Origin of the sequence: Micromonospora sp. CA-240977 (assembly GCF_050942285.1) — a bacterium.
Taxonomy (GTDB): domain Bacteria; phylum Actinomycetota; class Actinomycetes; order Mycobacteriales; family Micromonosporaceae; genus Micromonospora.
On record NZ_CP192055.1, the window covers coordinates 2638237 to 2656123 of the forward strand.

The following is a 17887-nucleotide window of genomic DNA, read 5'->3' on the forward strand; positions in this document are numbered from 1 at the left end:
AGTATTATGCCTCGTACTTCTAGGGTTAGGGGTGGGAGGCTTCATGAAGGTCGCAAAGGATCTGGTCGCCGCCTCGGCGACACCGATGGTGCTCGGCATCCTGGCCGAGGGCGAGAGCTACGGCTACGCCATCCTCCGGCGGATCAACGAGCTGTCCGGAGGTGAGCTGGACTGGACCGAGGGGCTGCTGTACCCGTTGTTGCACCGGCTTGAGCGCCTCGGCTATCTGGAGTCGAGCTGGCAGGCGGTCGCCGGTGAGCGCAGGCGCAAGTACTACCGCGTCACCGACCGGGGCCTGGCTGAGCTGGCCGAGCAGCGTCGACAGTGGGACACCGTGGTGGGCGCGCTCAAGGAGATCTGGCACGACCGTGCGCCACTGACGGCACACCCGCTGGAGGGCCTCGCATGACGGCACACGATGCGCCGGACGAGTTGGAAGCCCAGTTCGCGCAGTGGCGCCAGTACGTGCTGCGCCGCCGGGAACTGCAAGCGGTCGACGCCGACGAGTTGGAAGACCACCTCCGCGGCTCCGTCGACCAGCTCATCGCCGCCGGCCTGAGCCCGGATGAGGCGTTCCTGGTCGCGGTGAAGCGGATGGGCAGCCTCGACGACCTCTCCCGCGAGTTCGCCCGGGAACACTCGGAACGGCTGTGGAAGCAGTTGGTGTTGACCGGCGACTCCGGCAGCCCGGTCGCCGGCACGCGCGTCCGCCGGGACCTGTGGGTCATGCTCGGCTGCGCGGCGGGCGCGGTGGTGTCCGTCAAGGCGCCCGCGCTGTTCGGGCTGAGCCTCGACGACGACGGCTCGTTCTACGCGCGGAACGCCACACTGTTCGCGCTGCCCTGGCTGGCGGGCTTCCTGGCCTGGCGCCGACAGGCCCGACCGGCGGTGATCGCGGTGCTGGTGGCGCTCTTCGCCCTCGGCGTCGGAGCGGCCAACGCGTACCCCCTGGCGGACGACTCGCAGTCCGTGGTCGTCACCACCGTCCACCTTCCCATCGCCCTGTGGCTCGTTGTCGGTCTGGCCTACGTGGCCGACGACTGGCGCTCCTCTCGTCGACGCATGGACTTCATCCGCTTCACCGGCGAGTGGTTCATCTACTTCGTGCTGATGGCCCTCGGTGGCGGCGTGCTCTCGGCGTTCCTGTTCAACACCTTCGCGGCCATCGGGATCGTTCCGGAGGCGTTCATCTCGCAGTGGCTCCTGCCCTGCGGCGCCGCGGCCGCGGTCGTCGTGGCCGGGTGGCTGGTCGAGGCCAAGCAGAGCGTCGTCGAGAACATCGCGCCGGTGCTCACCCGGCTGTTCACGCCGCTGTTCACCGCCGCGCTGCTCGCCTTCCTCGTCGCCGTGGTCTGGACCAGCCGCGGCATCGACGTCGAGCGCGAGACGCTGATCCTGTTCGACCTGCTGCTGGTCGTGGTGCTGGGGCTGCTGCTCTACTCGCTCTCGGCCCGTGATCCGCTGGCCCCGGCCGGCCCGTTCGACACACTCCAACTCGCCCTGGTGATCAGCGCGTTGGCCATCGACGTGCTGGTGCTTGTGGAGATCACCGGACGCATCACCGACGAGTACGGCGGCACGCCCAACCGGGCGGCGGCGCTCGGCGAGAACGTGATCCTGCTTGTCAACCTCGTGTGGTCGGCGTGGCTCCTGCTGAGCTTCATCCGCCGGCGCACGCCGTTCGCGACGCTCGAACGGTGGCAGACCGGCTACCTGCCGGTGTACGCGGCGTGGGCCTGGATCGTGGTCCTCGTCTTCCCCCCGTTGTTCAGCTACGCCTAGCCGCCGCGCTGCCCGGCGCGGCTCGTCCGACCCGGGCCGGGACGTCTCCCCAACCAGGTGGTTGACACGTCGGCACGCAGATGCTCAACTATCAACCAACCACTTGGTTGGGGATGATTGACGATGACTGAACAGCTCGACCGCCGGCAGGCGCTGGTCCGTGCGGCCTTCGCGGCGATCGCCGAGGGTGGCTTCGAGGGGTTCCGGCTGCGGCCGATCGCTGCCGCGGCCGGCATCGACCACTCCACCCTGCACCACTATTTCCGGACGAAGGCCGATCTGATCGCCGCGGTGCTCGAGCACGTGACAAGCCAGTTCGAGGCGACGATGCACAACGACCTGCGACCCGCCGCCCGACTGCGGCGACACCTCAGCGAGATCGCCACCGCCGTCGCGCAACGGCCCGAGTTGTTCGTCGTGCTCGACGAGCTCGACCTTCGCGCTCGACGGGACGAGTCCACCGGGCTCGACATCGAACGCGACGAGCAGGGCTGGCGGGACGCGCTCGCGGCGATCTTCACCGAAGGCATCGAGCAACACGTCTGGTCGGTGGACCTCGACGTCGCTGCCAGCGTCGAGCTGGTGATCGCCACCGTCAAGGGCATTCGCCTGCGTCCCGACAAGGCCGAGTCGGTTGTCAACCAGCTGTGCGACCTCTTCTCACCAGAAGGACTCACCAATGCTTGACGTCCTCATCGTCGGTGGTGGCATCGGCGGCCTCGCTCTCGCCCAGGGTCTGCGCAAACACGGCATCAACGCCACCGTGTACGAGCGGGACCGGCGCCGCGACGCCCGGGTGGACCGCTACCGGCTCGCGATCAACCCGGCGGGTAGCCGGTCGCTGCGGGCCTGCCTGCCCGACCGACAGTGGCAGGCGTTCACGGACACCGCGGGCCGGCCCGGCGGCGGTTTCGGCTTCCTGGGCACGGACCTGCGCACGCTGGTGCTCGTCGAGGACGCGGTCATGTATCCCGACCAGCCCGACCCCGCCGAACGGGCCTACCCGGTCGACCGGCACACGCTGCGCGGCGTCCTCCTCGACGGACTCGACGACGCCGTGCGCTACGACAAGGCGTTCGAACGCTACGAGCTCACCGCCGACGGTCGCCCCACCGCGCACTTCGCCGACGGAACGTCCGCCACCTGCGACGTCCTGGTCGGCGCCGACGGTGTCAACTCCCGGGTGCGCGCGCAGTACCTGCCGACCGCCACGCAGCGGGACACCGGTGCGATGGGCGTCGGGCTCAAGTTGCCACTGACCGACGAGACCCGAGCCTGGTTACCCGCCCGGCTGGCCGAGGGCATGAACCTCATCGTGACCGGTGCGCCGCACTTCCTGTTCACCTCCGTGTTCGAACGCCGGAAGCCGGTGGGGGACGACTATCTGCTGTGCGCGTTCGTCGCCCGCAACGAACTGTTCCCCTCGCGTCCGGAGCGTCTCGACGGCCCACAGCTGAAGGCCTACATCGCCGGGCTGATCACGGACTGGCACCCGGCGCTACGCCGACTGATCGACGAGTGTCCACCAGACGAGGTGAGCGCGTTTCCGTTCCAGGCGTCCGACCGTCCCGCGCCCTGGGCGCCCTCGCGGGTGACAGTGCTCGGCGACGCCGTGCACGGCATGCCACCGGCCGGCGGCAACGGGGCCAACACCGCGCTGCGCGACGCCGCCCTGCTCACCCGCCAGCTGTCTCTGGCCGGCACCGGCCACCTGTCGCTGCTGGACACGATCGGCGAGTACGAGACCGAGATGCGCGAGTACGGATTCCAGGCCGTCGAACTGGCCCTGAGGACCCTCCAGCAGGGCCTGATGAGCAACCCGGTGAACGTGGGTCTGACCCGTGGCTGGTTCAGCCTCTGCGGCATCGCGCCACCGCTGCGCCGGATGACCTTCGGCACGAGCTGGGCGAAGATCAGCGCTCCCCGCCACTGGGAGCGGGCCGCCACCATCTGACCAGCTGACCTGGTCGGCGTCGGTCACTTGCCGGTGACGATGCCCGGGTTGATGCAGAGACCCGGGTTGGCGCCGTTCTTCTCGGCGATCTCCAGGCAACGGGTCACCTTGTCGACAGTCGCGTTGGTCTCGGTGATCTGCTTGGAGATCTCGGCGTTCTTGCGGTCCTGCTCCAGGTTGCGGGTCTGGGCCAGCTTGTCCTGGAACGCCTTGATGTTGCCCTCGGTCTTGTCGTCGTGGTTCACCCGGGTGATGGTCACCGAGAGGATGTCCACGTCGGTGGTGAGCCGGGTCTCCGCGCTGGTCTTGATGTTCGCCGCGAACGGCTTCAGGTCGACGTTGAGGTCGCCGGTCTGGGCGTCGATCTTCTCCAGCGGGTTGTACGCGGCGAAGGCGTCGTTGACCGCGCTGTCCAGCTGCACGCCCACCCGCTGGCCCCGGAAGCTGTCGAAGTCGCCCTTGTAGTCCATGAACTGCTTCGGCGCGTTCTCCGGCTTGACCTGCCACTCGATGAGCACCTCGACGCAGGCGTCGGCGAGCGTGCCGGTGCGGACCCGGACGCAGTTGTCGCCGCCGATGTGGTCGTACTTCTGCCGGCCGGCGTCCCACTCGCCGACCTTCTGCCAGGGCGCCACCCACTTCAGGCCGGAACCGGTCACCTCGCCGGTGGGCTTGCCGAAGCTGGTGACGATGCCGACCGAGCGGATGGGCACCGAGTGGGCGCTGGACGCGACCCCGACCAGCAGGGTGAGGGCGAGGAAGCCGAGCGCCGCGAGAGCGGCCACCCGCTTCAGTGATCGCGCGGGCGTGACCAGGGCCAGGATGGCGCTGACCGCCAGGGCGGCGGCGAAGGCGATCGCCGTGGTGAAGCCGACAGGCATGGGGCGGGGACCTTCCGCGGGGCTGTGTGGATCATCAACCTAGGAGGTCCGGTCAAGGTCACGGCGCGGGGGAGTGGCGTCGGCGCACCTCCGTACCCGGGTCGGGTGTGACCGCCATCGACATGGCTCGACCCGCGCGGCCCGCCGCCGGTAAATCCCGCGCCGGCGCATCCGCCGCGTGCCGTTTCAGCGAACCCCCGGGTAGGGAATGTCTATCCGGGGGTACGTCTGGTGCTGACCGAGCCGATGCCGGCGGAGACCGTGGAGAGCGCGCACAAGCAGGTCTCGCTGGCTGCCGAGGACCTGGACGGCAACGCAGTCGCCACGCTGGTGCTGGAGTTGGCCGAGGCCTGGGGCGTGCCGGCGCTCTGGGAGCAGGTCTGCCGCCCGTTGCTGGCGCGGCTGCCGGGGCGTAACGCCGCCGAGGTCGCCGTCGAGCATGCCCTCTGCGAGGGCGTCCGGGTCGGGTTGGACGTGCACCGCCGGGAGCCGGGCCGGCCCCTGCCCGCCGGCGGGGTGCTGGTGGCCGGCGCGGAGAAGGAGGCGCACTGCCTTGGTCTGCACGCGCTCGTCGCCGCGCTGCGCGAGCAGGGCCGTGGCTGTCTGCATCTTGGGCCCGCGCTGCCCTGGCCGGCGCTGACCAGCGCGGTGTACCGGGCCCGCCCGCACACCGTCGTGCTCTGGTCGCAGACGCCGGTCACCGGCCGCGCGTACCGCCTGGTGCGCTTTGCCCGGGACTTCCCCCGCCTGCGGGTGTACGGCGCGGGGCCGGGGTGGATCGAGCCACTCGGCGCGCCGGCGGTGCATCTCGACTCGCTGCCGACCGCCGTCGCCGCCTGCCTGGCCGTCGTTCCCGGACGTGACGCCCACCACATACGATACGGATCGGTGCCGTATCGTTAATGCACGCCGTAGTCTGACTCGCGTTACGAGTCTGACCCGTATCGTATTGCGTCGCGGGTGAAGCGTGGGGGGAAATCCAGGCATGGAGCTGCACAACAACACCGGACACCCGAGGAGGTGGGCGATCCTGGGGGTGCTGGTGATCAGCCTCCTCGTGGTCGTCCTCGACAACACGATCCTGAACGTCGCCCTGCGCACCCTGGCCGACCCGGTGCACGGCCTCGGCGCCAGCCAGGGCGAGCTGGAGTGGTCCATCAACTCCTACACGCTGGTCTTCGCCGGGCTGCTGTTCACCTTCGGGGTGCTCGGCGACCGCGCCGGCCGCAAGCGCTTCCTGATGGTCGGCCTGGTGCTGTTCGGCCTGGCGTCGCTGCTCTCCGCGTACGCTGACAGCCCCGCCCAGCTCATCGCGGCCCGGGCCCTGATGGGGGTCGGCGGCGCGGCCATCATGCCGGTGACGCTGTCGATCATCTCCAATGTCTTCGACCCGCGCGAGCGTGGTCGGGCCATCGGGGTCTGGGCCGGCGCCGTCGGTCTCGCCGTGGCCATCGGCCCGATCCTCGGCGGCGCGCTGCTGGAGCACTTCTGGTGGGGCTCCGTCTTCCTGATCAACGTGCCGGTGGTCGTCGCCGGCGTGGTGCTGGTGGGGCTGCTGGTCCCCGAGTCGCGTGACCCGCGACCGGGCCGGGTCGACGTGCTCGGCGTGCTGCTCTCCGTTGTCGGTCTGGTGGCCCTCTCCTACGGCATCATCGACGGCGGCGAGCACGGCTTCGACCGCCTGACGGCCTGGGGCTCGATCCTGGTCGGCATCGCGGTGCTCGCCTGGTTCGTGCAGCACGAGCGGCGCAGCGACCACCCGTCGCTGGACGTCCGGCTGTTCAAGGTGCCCCACTTCGCCGCGCCGGTCGCCATCGTCGGCCTGGTGTTCTTCGCCGCGATGGGCTCGATGTTCTTCGGCTCGTTCTACCTGCAGCTCGTGCGCGACTACAGCCCGTTGCAGACCGGTCTGCTCTTCCTGCCCTTCGCCGGCGCCCAGCTGGTCTTCGCGCCGCGCAGCGCCGCGATGGTCCGCCGCTACGGCGGCAAGGCCGTCGCCACCGTCGGGCTGGCGCTGACCGTGGTGTCACTCGGCGCCTTCGTCTTCATCGGCGCCTCCACCCCGATCTGGGTCGTGCTGCTCGTCTTCCTCATCCAGGGCGCCGGGATGGCCAACATCATGCCGCCCGCCACCGAGTCGATCATGTCGGCGCTGCCCCGGGAGAAGGCCGGCGTGGGCTCCGCGGTCAGCAACACCATCCGCCAGGTGGCCGGCGCGCTCGGCGTCGCCGTCCTCGGCTCGGTGCTCTCCGCGGTCTACCGCAGCGACATCGGTGACGCGCTGACCGGCCTGCCCACGCAGGCCCGCGACGCGGCCAACGAGTCCATCTCCGGGGCGTACGCGGCGGCGGGCCAGCTCGGCCCGGCGGCGCCGACGCTGATCTCGGCGGCCAACGACGCCTTCGTCACCGCCATGCACTGGGCGGCCGGGCTCTCCGCGGTGATCGCCGCGCTCGGGATCATCGTGGTGCTGCGCTGGATGCCGGGTCGGGAGGAGACCAGCGTCGCCCCGGCGGCCCCGGTCGCCGAGCCCGAGTTGGCCGGCACGGCATAGGTGCGGGAAGAATGTCGGACATGACGTCCACCGCCGATGCTCCGCGGTCGCCCGGGCGACCGCGGAGCATCCGCGCCGACGAGGCGATCATCGAGGCAACCCTCGACCTGCTCGCCGAGGGCAGCACCATCGAGGCGCTCTCGATCGAGGCGATCGCCGCCCGCGCCGGGGTCGGCAAGGCCACCATCTACCGCCGCTGGGCTGGCAAGGACGCCCTGCTGCTGGACGCGCTACGTCGGCTCAAGGGCGTCATGGCCCAGCCGGCCGGGCACTCCATCCGCGACGACCTGGTGCTGCTGGTCGGCGCGATCGGCAAGAACGTCGACCCGCGCGCGGCCAAGATCATGCCCTGTCTGGCGCCCGCGGTGAACCGCAGCGCGGACCAGTTCCAGCTCTACCAGAACATCATCTCGCCCCGGCGGCAGCTGATGCGTGAGGTGCTGCGGCGCGGCATCGACGAGGGCGTGCTCCGGGCCGACATCGACGTCGAGGTGACGATGGCGCTGCTCACCGGGCCGATGCTGATCCAGCGGGTGCTCCAGTGGAACCCGGACCTGGACGAGCAGACCCTGCCCGAACGGGTCGTCGACGCCGTGCTGGAGGGCATCCAGGTCCGCTGAGCCGGACGCTGGTCAGCCGGCCGGTGCGCGCAGCCGGTGCAGACGCAGCGCGAGCTGCACCTCCAACGCCCGCTCGGGCCGCTGCCAGTCCGCGCCGAGCAGTTGCCCGACCCGTTCCAACCGCTGGGTCACCGTGTTCACGTGCACGTGCAACCGCTCGGCGGCGCGGGCCAGACTGCCACCCACCCCGAAGTACGCCTCCAGCGTCTTCACCAGAGCCGTGCCCCGCCGGGCGTCGTAGTCGACCACCGGCCCGACGGTGGTGCGGAGAAACTCCGCCACGTCCTTCTCGCCCCGGTCACCGACAGTGCCCAGCAGCAGCCCGACGAAGCCCAGCTCGGCGGTGCTCGCCCCCTGCCCGGCCCGGCCCAACGCGCCAAGCGCCGTCAGGCACCGGTCCGCCTCGTGGAACGTCCCGGCCAGCGCCGCCGGCCCGTTCGACGGGCCGCTCGCCCCGGCGGTCACCGGACGGCCGGTCACCCGGGACAGGTCCCGGGCAACCGCACGGGCACTGCCGCCCGCGTCCAGCCCCGGGAGCATCAGCACCACCCGACCGTCGCGCGCCGCGGCCAGCCCGCCGCGCGCCGAGGCGTACGTGGTGGCCCAGGAGAGCACCCGCTGTCGGGCCGAGCCGGTCGCGGCGATCGCGTCGTCGCCCACCGCCACCAGCACGTGTGGGGCGTCCAGGTCCACCCCGAGCCGCCGGGCCCGGCTGCGCAACGCGTCGGTGTCGCGCAGCGGCCGGGCGATCAGGTCGTCCAGCAGCTCGCCGCGGACCCGCCCCTCCGCCTCGGCGACCGTCCGGCGGAACAGCAGCAGCAGCGCGGTCACCAGCGCGGCCCGCTCCAGGATGCGCTGGTCGGCGTCGACCAACTCGTCGTCCGGACGCAGCACCAGGGCGCCCAGGTTCTCCGCGCCCGCCACCACCGCCGCGTACCAGAGCGGGCTGCGGCGCACGCTGCGACCCTCGGTGCGCGACGCCGCCACCGCCTCGACGATGTCCGCCCGGTCCGGCTCGTCGATCTCACCCACCCGGGCCAGCAGGCGGCCCTCGGCGTCCAGCGCCAGCAGCGCGCCACCCAGCACCTCGGTCACCGCCGCCGCCACGTCCTCCACGCCGCCACCGCGCAACACCAGCGCCGTCATCCGGTCGTGTGCCGCCGCGGCCCGCTCCACCGAGCTGCTGTGCGCCCGGATGGTGGTGTTCGCCGCCGACAACTCGGCAAGCGCCGAGCGGGTCTCGGTGAGCAGCCGGGCGGTGTCGATCGCCACCGCGGCGTGCGCGGCGAGCGAGACCAGCAGCGCCACTTCCTCCCGGACGAACGGCCGGGCCGAACGGTTGGCCGCGTAGAGCACACCGATCGAGGTGGAACCGAGCCGCAGCGGCACCCCGAGGATCGCCACCAGGCCCTCCTCGCCCACGCCGGCGTCGATCTCACCGGTGTGGTGGAAGCGCGCGTCCTCGCCGTAGTTGGCGGTGACGTACGGCGCGCCGGACTGGGCCACCAGACCGCCCAGGCCGGCCCCCATCGGCAGCCGCAGCCGCTGGAAGCGGGCCGAGACCGACCCGTCGGTCACCCGCATGTAGGTGTCGCCGCGCTCGTCGTCGTTGAGCGTCATGTAGGCCACGTCCGCGCCGAGCAGGTTGCGGGCCCGGTGCACGATCGCCCGGAGCACGTCGTCCAGGTCACGCAGCCCGGCCAGGTCACTGACCGTGTCGTACAGGCCGGACAGCTCGGTCTCCCGGCGGCGCCGGCGCTCCAGCAGCGCGCGGACCCGCAATGCCACCGACTTGGCCTGCTCCAGCTCGGCCAGCCGCTCCGGCGGCAGCCCCGCGGCCCGCGCGGCCACCAGCGGTCCCTCGAACTCGACCGCCGCGGCCTCGCGGGCGAGCAGTTCCAGGAACTCCACAGGCGATGACATGGTCGACATTGTGCTCAGCCCCACTAGTTGGCCGTCCAGCCCCCGTCGAGGGCGATCGACGCGCCGGTGATGAACGCCGCCGGCGGCGAGCAGAGGTACGCCAACAGCTCGGCTACCTCCTCCGGTTCGATCAGCCGCTTGATCGCCGCCCGAGCCAGCATGATCTTCTCGATCACCTCGGTCTCGTCGATGCCGTGGCTGGCCGCCTGGTCGGCGATCTGGCTCTCCACCAGCGCCGTGCGCACGTACGCCGGGTTGATGCAGTTGGCGGTCACCCCGTGCACGGCGCCCTCCAGTGCCACCACCTTCGACAGCCCCTCCAGGGCGTGTTTGGCCGACACGTAGGCCGCCTTGTACGGCGAGGCGCGCAACCCGTGCACCGAGGAGATGTTGACGATCCGACCCCAGCCCCGGGCGTACATGTGCGGCAGCGCTCGGCGGATCAGCAGGAACGGCGCCTCCACCATCACCCGCTGGATGTACTCGAAACGCTCGACGGGAAAATCCTGCACCGGCGCGACGTGCTGAAGGCCGGCGTTGTTCACCACGATGTCCACGTCCACGTCGAGCCGGTCCACCGCCGCGGCGTCGGACAGGTCCACACCCTCGGCCCGGCCGCCGACCTCGGCCGCCACCGCCCGGGCCGCCTCCAGGTTGCGATCCACCACGAGCACCATGGCGCCGGCCGCGCCCAGTCGCAGGGCGCACGCCCGCCCGATGCCGCTACCGCCCCCGGTGACCAGGGCGGTCCGACCGGCGAGGTCGACCTGTACGACGTGGGGGACCGCCACGGGTTCTGCCGTCATGGCGCAAGAAGTTACGAGCTGTGTGCTTCCCGGCACATGGGCCGGCGACACATACTCCGCACCAAAGCTGTGTGGCTCAGCCGTCCGGTGGTGCGCGGTCGTCCGCGCTCCCGGCCCGGTCGTGGGCCGGCGTCCCCATGTCTGTCCCTGTCGTGCGCGGCCGTCCCCTGCTCCCGCCCGGCCGTGCGCGGTGGTCCTCGTTCTCGCCCCGCCGCTCCTCGCGCGGCAAGATCGCGCAGCATCCAGGATGTAGTGGTGTCCCGGCGCTTCGTGGCCACTACAACCTGGTTCGAGCGCGATCTTGGCGCTGACGCCCCGCACCTTCGCTCCCGCCCGGTCGAGCGTGGTGTTCGTCGTCAAGATCCGCGCAATATCAGGGATGTTGCTGTCTCCCGCGTGGCGGAGGCAGCAACATCCGGGAAGTTGCGTAGATCTTGGCGCGGGACGTGTGGGCGTGGGGCGGGGGAGGGCGTGTCCCGTGGGGCTGGTGGGAAGGGCGCCGGTTAGGGTGTCGAACACACGTACTGCTGACGGCTGGGGAGGGGGCGGCGTGCGGGTGCTGGGGGTTGACCCGGGGCTGACCCGGTGTGGGGTGGGTGTGGTCGAGGGTGTGCCGGGGCGTCCCTGCACTCTGATCGCCTACTACGTGGTCTACACCGACCCGGCCGACGACCTGTCGCTGCGCCTGTTGCACCTGGACCGGTCGCTGACCGAGCTGGTTGCCGAGCATCGGCCGGAGAGCGTCGCCGTCGAGCGGGTGTTCAGCCAGCACAACGTGCGGACGGTGATGGGCACCGCGCAGGCCAGCGGCGTCGCCGTGCTGGCCGGGGCGCGTGCCGGACTGCCGGTGCAGACGTACACCCCGAGCGAGGTGAAGGCGGCCGTGACCGGGTCCGGTCAGGCTGACAAGGCGCAGATGACCGCGATGGTGACCCGGCTGTTGCGCCTGGCCGAGCCGCCGAAGCCGGCCGACGCCGCCGACGCGCTCGCCCTGGCCATCTGCCACGTGTGGCGGGGCGGGACCCGCTCCAAGCTGGCCGCGGCGGCCGACCGGGTACGACGAGGAGGAGCACGATGATCGCCAGCGTGCGCGGCACGGTGACCGCGACGGGTCCGGATCAGGCCGTGATCGAGGTCGGCGGTGTCGGCCTCGCTGTGCACTGCGCCCCGGGGACCCTCGCGGAGCTGCGGGTCGGCCAGGTCGCCCGGCTCGCCACCAGCCTGATCGTGCGGGAAGATTCGCTGACTTTGTACGGCTTCGCCGACGACGACGCCAAGTCGCTGTTCGAGTTGCTGCAGACCGCCAGCGGGGTGGGCCCGCGACTGGCCCAGGCGGTGCTCGCCGTGCACAGCCCGGACGCGGTGCGCAAGGCGATCGCCAACGCTGACACTGCCGCGTTGACCCGGGTGCCGGGGATCGGCAAGAAGGGCGCCGAGCGTCTGGTGCTGGAGCTGCGCGACCGGATCGGCCCGGTGCCGATCGGCGCCGACGGCGTGACCGGGGTGACCCGCGGCAGCTGGCCCGACCAGGTTCGGCAGGCGCTGGTCGGGCTGGGTTGGACGGCTGGTCAGGCCGATCAGGCGGTGGCCGCGGTGGCGGAGACGATCGAGGGCGAGACGCCGCCGGTGCCGGTCCTGCTCAAGCAGGCCATCCGCCTGCTGGGTCGGACCCGATGAACGCCTGGCGGCGACGGGAGGCAGCCCGGTGAGCGAGACCGAGGGGCTCGTCTCGGCGTACGTCAGTGACGCGGACCGGGACGCGGAGGCCACGGTCCGGCCGCGGCGGTTGGCCGAGTTCATCGCCCAGGACCGGGTGCGTGACCAACTCGACCTGTTGTTGCAGGGCGCGATGCGGCGGGGGTCGCCGCCGGATCACATCCTTCTCTCCGGCCCGCCCGGCCTGGGCAAGACGAGTCTGGCCAACATCGTCGCCGCCGAGTTGGGCGCGGGCATCCGGGTGACAAGTGGCCCGGCGATCGAGCGTTCCGGGGATCTGGCGGCGATCCTGACCAGTCTCGCCGAGGGCGATGTGCTCTTCATCGACGAGATCCATCGCATCGCGCGTCCGGCCGAGGAGCTGCTCTACAGCGCGATGGAGGACTTCCGGGTCGACGTGGTGGTCGGCAAGGGGCCGGGGGCGACGGCGATCCCGCTGGATGTCGAGCCGTTCACCCTGGTCGGCGCGACGACCCGTTCGGGTCTGTTGACCGGGCCGATGCGGGACCGGTTCGGTTTCGTCGCCCACCTCGACTTCTACTCGCCGGCGGATCTGGAGACGCTGCTGCACCGTTCGGCGCGGATCCTCGGCGTGCCGATCACCGCGGAGGGCGCGACGGAGATCGCCGGTCGCTCTCGGGGCACGCCCCGGATCGCCAACCGGCTGTTGCGCCGGGTCCGCGACTACGCCGAGGTGCGGGCCGACGGGGTGGTCGATGTCGACACCGCCCGTGCCGCGCTGATCGTGTACGACGTGGACGCGCTCGGGTTGGACCGTCTGGACCGTGCGGTGCTTACCGCGTTGGTCGACTCGTTCCGGGGCGGCCCGGTGGGTCTGTCCACCCTCGCCGTGGCGGTGGGGGAGCAGCCGGACACCGTCGAGGAGGTCTGCGAGCCGTTCCTGGTCCGCGCCGGTCTGTTGGCCCGTACGCCGCGGGGGCGGGTGGCCACCGAGGGCGCCTGGCGGCATCTGGGGCGCACCCCACCGAATGGTACCTTTGGGATGGATAGTCCGCCTGTGCCCGATCTGTTCTCCTTGGATACCGATCAGCCGTGATGTGAACGTGATCTGTGCCGCATTCGGTGTTCTCAGGTGCAGGGTTTAGACTTCGCCGCGGTCTCTACAGGACGTGAGAATCCGCCTCCGCTCCGGCATCCAGGTGCCGGGCAGGTGGTCAATGGGAAGGTTCAGTAACCGTGCATTACGCAGCAGCGGGTGGCGGGGCCGGCGGTATCACGCCGATCCTGATGATCGTCCTGCTCTTCGGTGTCATGTATTTCATGATGATCCGACCCCAGCAGAAGCGCCGCCGTGAGGCAGAGGCGATGCAGTCCGGGCTCGGCCCGGGCGACGAGGTCGTCACCATCGGCGGGCTCTACGGCACGGTCACCGGCATTGAGGACGACACCGTCCTGATCGAGGTCGCCCCGGGCGTGCAGACCCGCTACGCCCGGCCCGCCATCGCCCGGGTGGTCACCCGCGCGGAGCTGCCGAGCGAGCCGATCAGCGAGGACGCGGACACCGTCAAGGATTGACCCCTGCTCCCGGGGGATGGCGAGTCCGGCGTACGGCCGGTCGACCGGCTTCCGGGCCACCGCGCCCGACGGGGCAGCGGACCAGACGTGAAAACTGGATAGTTGGGTCGACGCCGGGCGTCGGCACGTTCCCGTCACCATCGGCGTTCCGCGCCGGCGGGTCCGGGGCCACGTGTCGGCATCTCGTCGGCTCAGGTCAGACCCGTCAGCCGGGACCCCCGGCCCGACACCGCAGCCGCTGCGCGCAGCGGCGCGACCGCACAGGGAGACAGGACAGCCGTGGCACCACCTCAGGGACAGATGCGCCCCGGGCGGCAGCTCGCCGTGCTCGGGTTCATCTTCGTCGTCCTCTATCTTCTGGTGTTCTTCTCCGGCGCCAAGGGCAGCTTCCAGGACCGGCTCGAGCCTCGGCTCGGCCTGGACCTGATCGGCGGCACCCGGGTGACGCTGGAGGCGACAAACAGCCTCGACGGCAAGCCTCCGACGGCGGAGAACCTCGAGGAGGCCCGCCAGATCATCGAGAGCCGGGTCAACGCCTTCGGCGTGGCCGAGGCCGAGGTGGTCACCGAGGGCAACAAGAACATCGTCATCTCCCTGCCCGGTGAGAACCGGGACCTCACCGACGTGGGTAGCGCGGCCGAGCTGCGCTTCCGCAAGGTGCTCAAGGGCGCCGACGGCAGCGGGACGGCCGCCGTGCCGCCACCGGCAGCGCCCACCCCGTCCGGCAGTGCCAGCCCGGCCCCGTCCGGCGGCGCCACCCCGACCCCGTCGGGCAGCGGCGCGCCGAAGGTGACCTCGTCGCCCAGCGGCGGTCAGGGCGGGATGGCCCCGGCGCCCAGCGCCACCCCGACGCCGTCCGCGTCCGCCTCGGCGAGCGCCACGCCCAGCGCCAGTGCCAGTGCCAGCGCGGAGCCGGTGCCGGCCAGCGTCGAGGAGCAGCGCAAGGCCGTCGAGCAGAAGGTCGGCGCCGCCGCCTGGCAGGCCGCCAACGGTTTGCAGGCCCCGGCCGACCTGGCCGCCGACCCGTCGCTTGCCGACAAGCTCAAGCCGTTCGGCACGCTGTCGCCGCGCGAGGTCGCCGTGCTGCCGGCGCAGATGCAGTTCAACGTGCCGACGATCGGTTGCACACAGCTCGACAAGCGCCCGCCCGCGTCGATCTCCGACCCGAAGCAGCAGGCGGTCTCCTGCGAGGGCGGCGCCTCGAAGTACCTGCTCGACCAGGCCAAGGTGCTCGGCACCGACGTGTCCGACGCCGACGCGGTGCTCGACCAGACAAACGCCTGGGTGGTCAGCCTCGACTTCAACGGCGACGGCCAGGGCAAGTGGACCGCCCTGACCCGCGAGGCGTTCACCAACGAGGGCCAGGCCTGCGACGCCAGCGCGCTCGGTCAGGACGGCAAGTGCCGGGTGGCGGTCGTGCTGGACAACCTGATCGTCTCCTCCCCGGAGATCCAGGGCGTGCTCACCGGCAACTCCCAGATCACCGGCAGCTTCACCCAGAAGGACGCCAGCACGCTCGCCAGCCAGCTGCGCTTCGGCGCGCTGCCGGTGACCTTCGAGCAGCAGGAACGGCAGAACGTCACCGCCACGCTGGGTGCCAGCCACCTGCGCGCCGGTCTGCTCGCGGCCGGCATCGGCATGCTGCTGGTCATCATCTACGCGTTCTTCTACTACCGGCTGCTCGGCTCGGTGATCTTCCTGAGCCTGATCCTCTCCGCGTTGCTGGTCTTCGGCGCGCTGGTGGTGCTCGGCCGGCAGATCGGCTTCACGCTCACCCTCGCCGGTATCGCCGGCATGATCGTCTCGCTCGGTGTGGCGGCGGACTCGTTCGTCATCTACTTCGAACGGTTGAAGGACGAGATCCGGGAGGGGCGCAGCCCGCGCAGCGCGGTGCCCCGCGCCTGGATGCGGGCTCGCCGCACGATCATCTCGGCCAACGCGATCACGCTGCTCTCCGCGGTGGTGCTCTACGTGGTCTCGGTCGGCACGGTCAAGGGTTTCGCCTTCGCCCTCGGTCTGGCCACCGTGCTGGACCTGGTCGTGGTCTTCCTCTTCCGGCACCCGATCATGACGATGTTCGCCCGGACCCGGGCGTTCCTGTCCCCGCGGGTCAGCGGCCTGGGCCGGGCACTGCCGGCCCGCAGCCAGCAGACTCAGCCCCGCAACCCGCGCGCCAAGGAGGCCTGAGATGGCTGAAAACGGTCTGGCGAGCCGCCTCTACAACGGCGAGGCCGGTCTCAACGTCGTCGGCCGCCGCAAGCTCTGGTTCGGCGTCGCCGGGGTCCTGATCCTGATCGCGCTGCTCAGCTTCGGGCTGCGTGGTTTCAGCCTCGGCATCGAGTTCGCGGGCGGCAGCTCGTTCCAGGTGCCGGCCAGTGTCGGCTCCCTGGACGACGCCGAGCGGGAGGTCAACTCCGCTCTCGCGGCCGAGAACACCGGCATCGAGGTGGCCACCGCGCAGGAGGTCGGCGGGACCGGGGGCGACTCGTACGAGCTGCGTACCGCGCAGCTCGACGTCGAGCAGGCCAACGCTGTCGAGGCCCGGATCGCCAAGGACTTCGGGATCAACCCGGATCAGATCAGCAGCAACCAGGTCAGCGAGGCGTGGGGCGCCCAGGTGACCGACCGGGCCCTGCTCGGCCTTGTCATCTTCATCGCGCTGGTGATGGTCTACCTGATCCTGCGCTTCGAGTGGCGGATGGCCGTCGCGGCGGTCGCGTCGCTGTTCACGAACCTGATCCTCACCGCGGGCATCTACTCGCTTGTCGGCTTCGAGGTCACGCCGTCGACGATCATCGGCTTCCTCACGATCCTGGGCTTCGCGCTCTACGACGTGGTGGTGGTCTTCGACAAGGTCCAGGAGAACACCCGCGGCATCACCGCCAACAACAACCAGACGTACGGCGACGCGGCCAACCTGGCCGTCAACCAGAGCCTGATGCGGTCGTTGAACACCTCGGTGGTCGCCCTGCTGCCGGTCGGCGGTCTGCTGTTCATCGGTGCCGGCCTGCTCGGCGCCGGCACGTTGAAGGACCTCGGCCTGGTGCTGTTCGTCGGTATGGCGGTGGCGTTCCTGACCTCCATCCTGGTGGCCACGCCGCTGCTGGCCCTGCTGAAGAACTACGACCCGCGGATCCAGGCGCACAACAAGCGCGTCCTGGCCCGGCGGGGCGCGATCGCCCGTGGCGAGGTCACCGGCAGGGGTGCCGTGAGCCCGGTTCAGGCGACCGAGGAGACACTCGACCCGGACGCTGCCGCGCTGGCCGGCGCCGCGCCCAAGGTGGGCGCCCGTCCGGCGGGTAAGCGGCCGACCGGCACGCGGGGTGGTCGCCCCGGTGCCGGCGGCAACCGGCCGGGTGGCGCCAAGCGGCGCTGACCCGCCACGAAACAACCGAACGGCGTCCGGCATGCTGTGCGAGCAGCACTGCCGGACGCCGTCGTCGTCGAAGGGATGCGAAACAGCCGTGACGGAGACCCACAGCACCGCGGCGCGCGGGGACAGCGGCCCGGAGGCCGCCCGACTGGTCGCCAGCCGGGTGCTGGACGTGCCCGACTTCCCCAAGCCCGGCGTCATGTTCAAGGACCTGATGCCGCTGTTCGCCGACGGTAAGGCGTTCCGGGAGGTGACCGACGGGATCGTCGCGTACCACGGTCGGGACGCCTTCGACGTGGTGGTCGGCATCGAGGCGCGCGGGTTCGTCGTCGCCGCGGCCGTCGCGTACGCGGCGGGGGTGGGCGTGGTGCCGGTCCGTAAGGCCGGCAAGCTGCCCCGACCGGCGCACTCGGTCTCCTACGCGCTCGAATACGGCGAGGCCACCCTCGAGGTGCACGAGGACGCCTTCACCGCCGGGCACCGGGTGCTGGTGGTCGACGACGTGCTGGCGACCGGCGGCACCGCCGAGGCGACGCTGGACCTGGTCGAGCGGGCCGGCGGGACCGTCACCGGCTTCACCGTGCTGCTGGAGCTCGGCTTCCTGGGTGGGCGCAAGCGGCTGGAACCGCGTCCCGTCCATGCCCTGCTGAGTGTGTGATCCGGTCGGTGCCGGACTGACCGTTTGATGGCAGACTCGTCGGGCGGAGCCTGCGCCGACCGTCCGGCGGAGCGGCAGCGGACC

Annotated in this window: 17 protein-coding genes; 14 read left to right on the forward strand and 3 right to left on the reverse strand. The window is 71.1% G+C overall.

Annotated features, from left to right (window positions below):
- Positions 1-43 precede the first annotated feature (43 nt).
- The 4 genes from ACQPWW_RS12220 (at position 44) to ACQPWW_RS12235 (ending at position 3736) form a co-directional block, all read left to right on the forward strand.
- Positions 44-409 carry a PadR family transcriptional regulator gene (locus tag ACQPWW_RS12220; protein WP_433132171.1) on the forward strand — a complete coding sequence of 122 codons (366 nt, stop codon included), beginning with the start codon at positions 44-46 and terminating at the stop codon, positions 407-409.
- Positions 406-1782: a permease prefix domain 1-containing protein gene (locus tag ACQPWW_RS12225; RefSeq protein WP_433132173.1), complete on the forward strand. Its 1377-nt coding sequence runs from the start codon at positions 406-408 to the stop codon at positions 1780-1782. The genes ACQPWW_RS12220 and ACQPWW_RS12225 overlap by 4 nt, the downstream gene beginning before the upstream one ends.
- A 123-nt stretch (positions 1783-1905) precedes the next feature.
- Entirely contained in the window at positions 1906-2469 is a 564-nt protein-coding gene (locus ACQPWW_RS12230) for a TetR/AcrR family transcriptional regulator (RefSeq protein ID WP_433132175.1), read from the forward strand.
- Entirely contained in the window at positions 2462-3736 is a 1275-nt protein-coding gene (locus ACQPWW_RS12235; RefSeq protein WP_433132177.1) for an FAD-dependent oxidoreductase, read from the forward strand. Before ACQPWW_RS12230 ends, ACQPWW_RS12235 begins: the two co-directional genes overlap by 8 nt.
- Positions 3737-3759: 23 nt before the next feature.
- On the opposite strand, the gene ACQPWW_RS12240 is transcribed toward ACQPWW_RS12235, so the two are convergent.
- Positions 3760-4617, reverse strand: coding sequence for an SPFH domain-containing protein (locus tag ACQPWW_RS12240; RefSeq protein WP_433132179.1), 858 nt, complete (start codon positions 4615-4617; stop codon positions 3760-3762).
- Positions 4618-4848: 231 nt separating this feature from the next.
- Between ACQPWW_RS12240 and ACQPWW_RS12245 the strand changes: the two genes are divergently transcribed.
- The 3 genes from ACQPWW_RS12245 (at position 4849) to ACQPWW_RS12255 (ending at position 7791) form a co-directional block, all read left to right on the forward strand.
- Positions 4849-5520: a transcriptional regulator gene (locus tag ACQPWW_RS12245; RefSeq protein ID WP_433132181.1), complete on the forward strand. Its 672-nt coding sequence runs from the start codon at positions 4849-4851 to the stop codon at positions 5518-5520.
- Positions 5521-5602: 82 nt separating this feature from the next.
- Positions 5603-7171: an MFS transporter gene (locus tag ACQPWW_RS12250; RefSeq protein WP_433132183.1), complete on the forward strand. Its 1569-nt coding sequence runs from the start codon at positions 5603-5605 to the stop codon at positions 7169-7171.
- 11 nt (positions 7172-7182) lie between these two features.
- The gene (locus ACQPWW_RS12255; protein WP_433132185.1) at positions 7183-7791 is read left to right on the forward strand and encodes a TetR/AcrR family transcriptional regulator; all 609 of its coding nucleotides are present in this window, start codon (positions 7183-7185) and stop codon (positions 7789-7791) included.
- 12 nt (positions 7792-7803) lie between these two features.
- Here ACQPWW_RS12255 and ACQPWW_RS12260 read toward each other — a convergent pair whose 3' ends face one another.
- Both ACQPWW_RS12260 and ACQPWW_RS12265 read right to left on the reverse strand, forming a co-directional pair.
- Positions 7804-9723, reverse strand: coding sequence for a helix-turn-helix domain-containing protein (locus ACQPWW_RS12260; RefSeq protein ID WP_433132187.1), 1920 nt, complete (start codon positions 9721-9723; stop codon positions 7804-7806).
- Positions 9724-9737: 14 nt separating this feature from the next.
- Positions 9738-10520, reverse strand: coding sequence for a 3-hydroxybutyrate dehydrogenase (locus ACQPWW_RS12265; protein WP_433132189.1), 783 nt, complete (start codon positions 10518-10520; stop codon positions 9738-9740).
- Between the two features lie 550 nt (positions 10521-11070).
- Here ACQPWW_RS12265 and ruvC point away from each other — a divergent pair.
- The 7 genes from ruvC (at position 11071) to ACQPWW_RS12300 (ending at position 17803) form a co-directional block, all read left to right on the forward strand.
- Positions 11071-11598, forward strand: a complete 528-nt coding sequence (gene ruvC / locus ACQPWW_RS12270) for a crossover junction endodeoxyribonuclease RuvC (protein WP_433132191.1) — start codon at positions 11071-11073, stop codon at positions 11596-11598.
- A complete protein-coding gene (ruvA, locus tag ACQPWW_RS12275; protein WP_357818178.1) occupies positions 11595-12197 on the forward strand; it encodes a Holliday junction branch migration protein RuvA in 603 nt (200 codons plus the stop codon). Before ruvC ends, ruvA begins: the two co-directional genes overlap by 4 nt.
- 28 nt (positions 12198-12225) lie before the next feature.
- Positions 12226-13293 (forward strand): Holliday junction branch migration DNA helicase RuvB, encoded by a 1068-nt coding sequence (gene ruvB, locus ACQPWW_RS12280; RefSeq protein ID WP_433132194.1) that lies wholly within the window; start codon positions 12226-12228, stop codon positions 13291-13293.
- Between the two features lie 191 nt (positions 13294-13484).
- Entirely contained in the window at positions 13485-13772 is a 288-nt protein-coding gene (gene yajC, locus ACQPWW_RS12285) for a preprotein translocase subunit YajC (protein WP_433134293.1), read from the forward strand.
- A gap of 279 nt (positions 13773-14051) precedes the next feature.
- Positions 14052-15959 (forward strand): protein translocase subunit SecD, encoded by a 1908-nt coding sequence (gene secD, locus ACQPWW_RS12290; RefSeq protein ID WP_433132196.1) that lies wholly within the window; start codon positions 14052-14054, stop codon positions 15957-15959.
- 1 nt (position 15960) lies between these two features.
- Positions 15961-17148: a protein translocase subunit SecF gene (gene secF / locus ACQPWW_RS12295; protein ID WP_433132198.1), complete on the forward strand. Its 1188-nt coding sequence runs from the start codon at positions 15961-15963 to the stop codon at positions 17146-17148.
- Positions 17149-17236: 88 nt separating this feature from the next.
- A complete protein-coding gene (locus ACQPWW_RS12300) occupies positions 17237-17803 on the forward strand; it encodes an adenine phosphoribosyltransferase (RefSeq protein WP_433132200.1) in 567 nt (188 codons plus the stop codon).
- Positions 17804-17887: the final 84 nt, after the last annotated feature.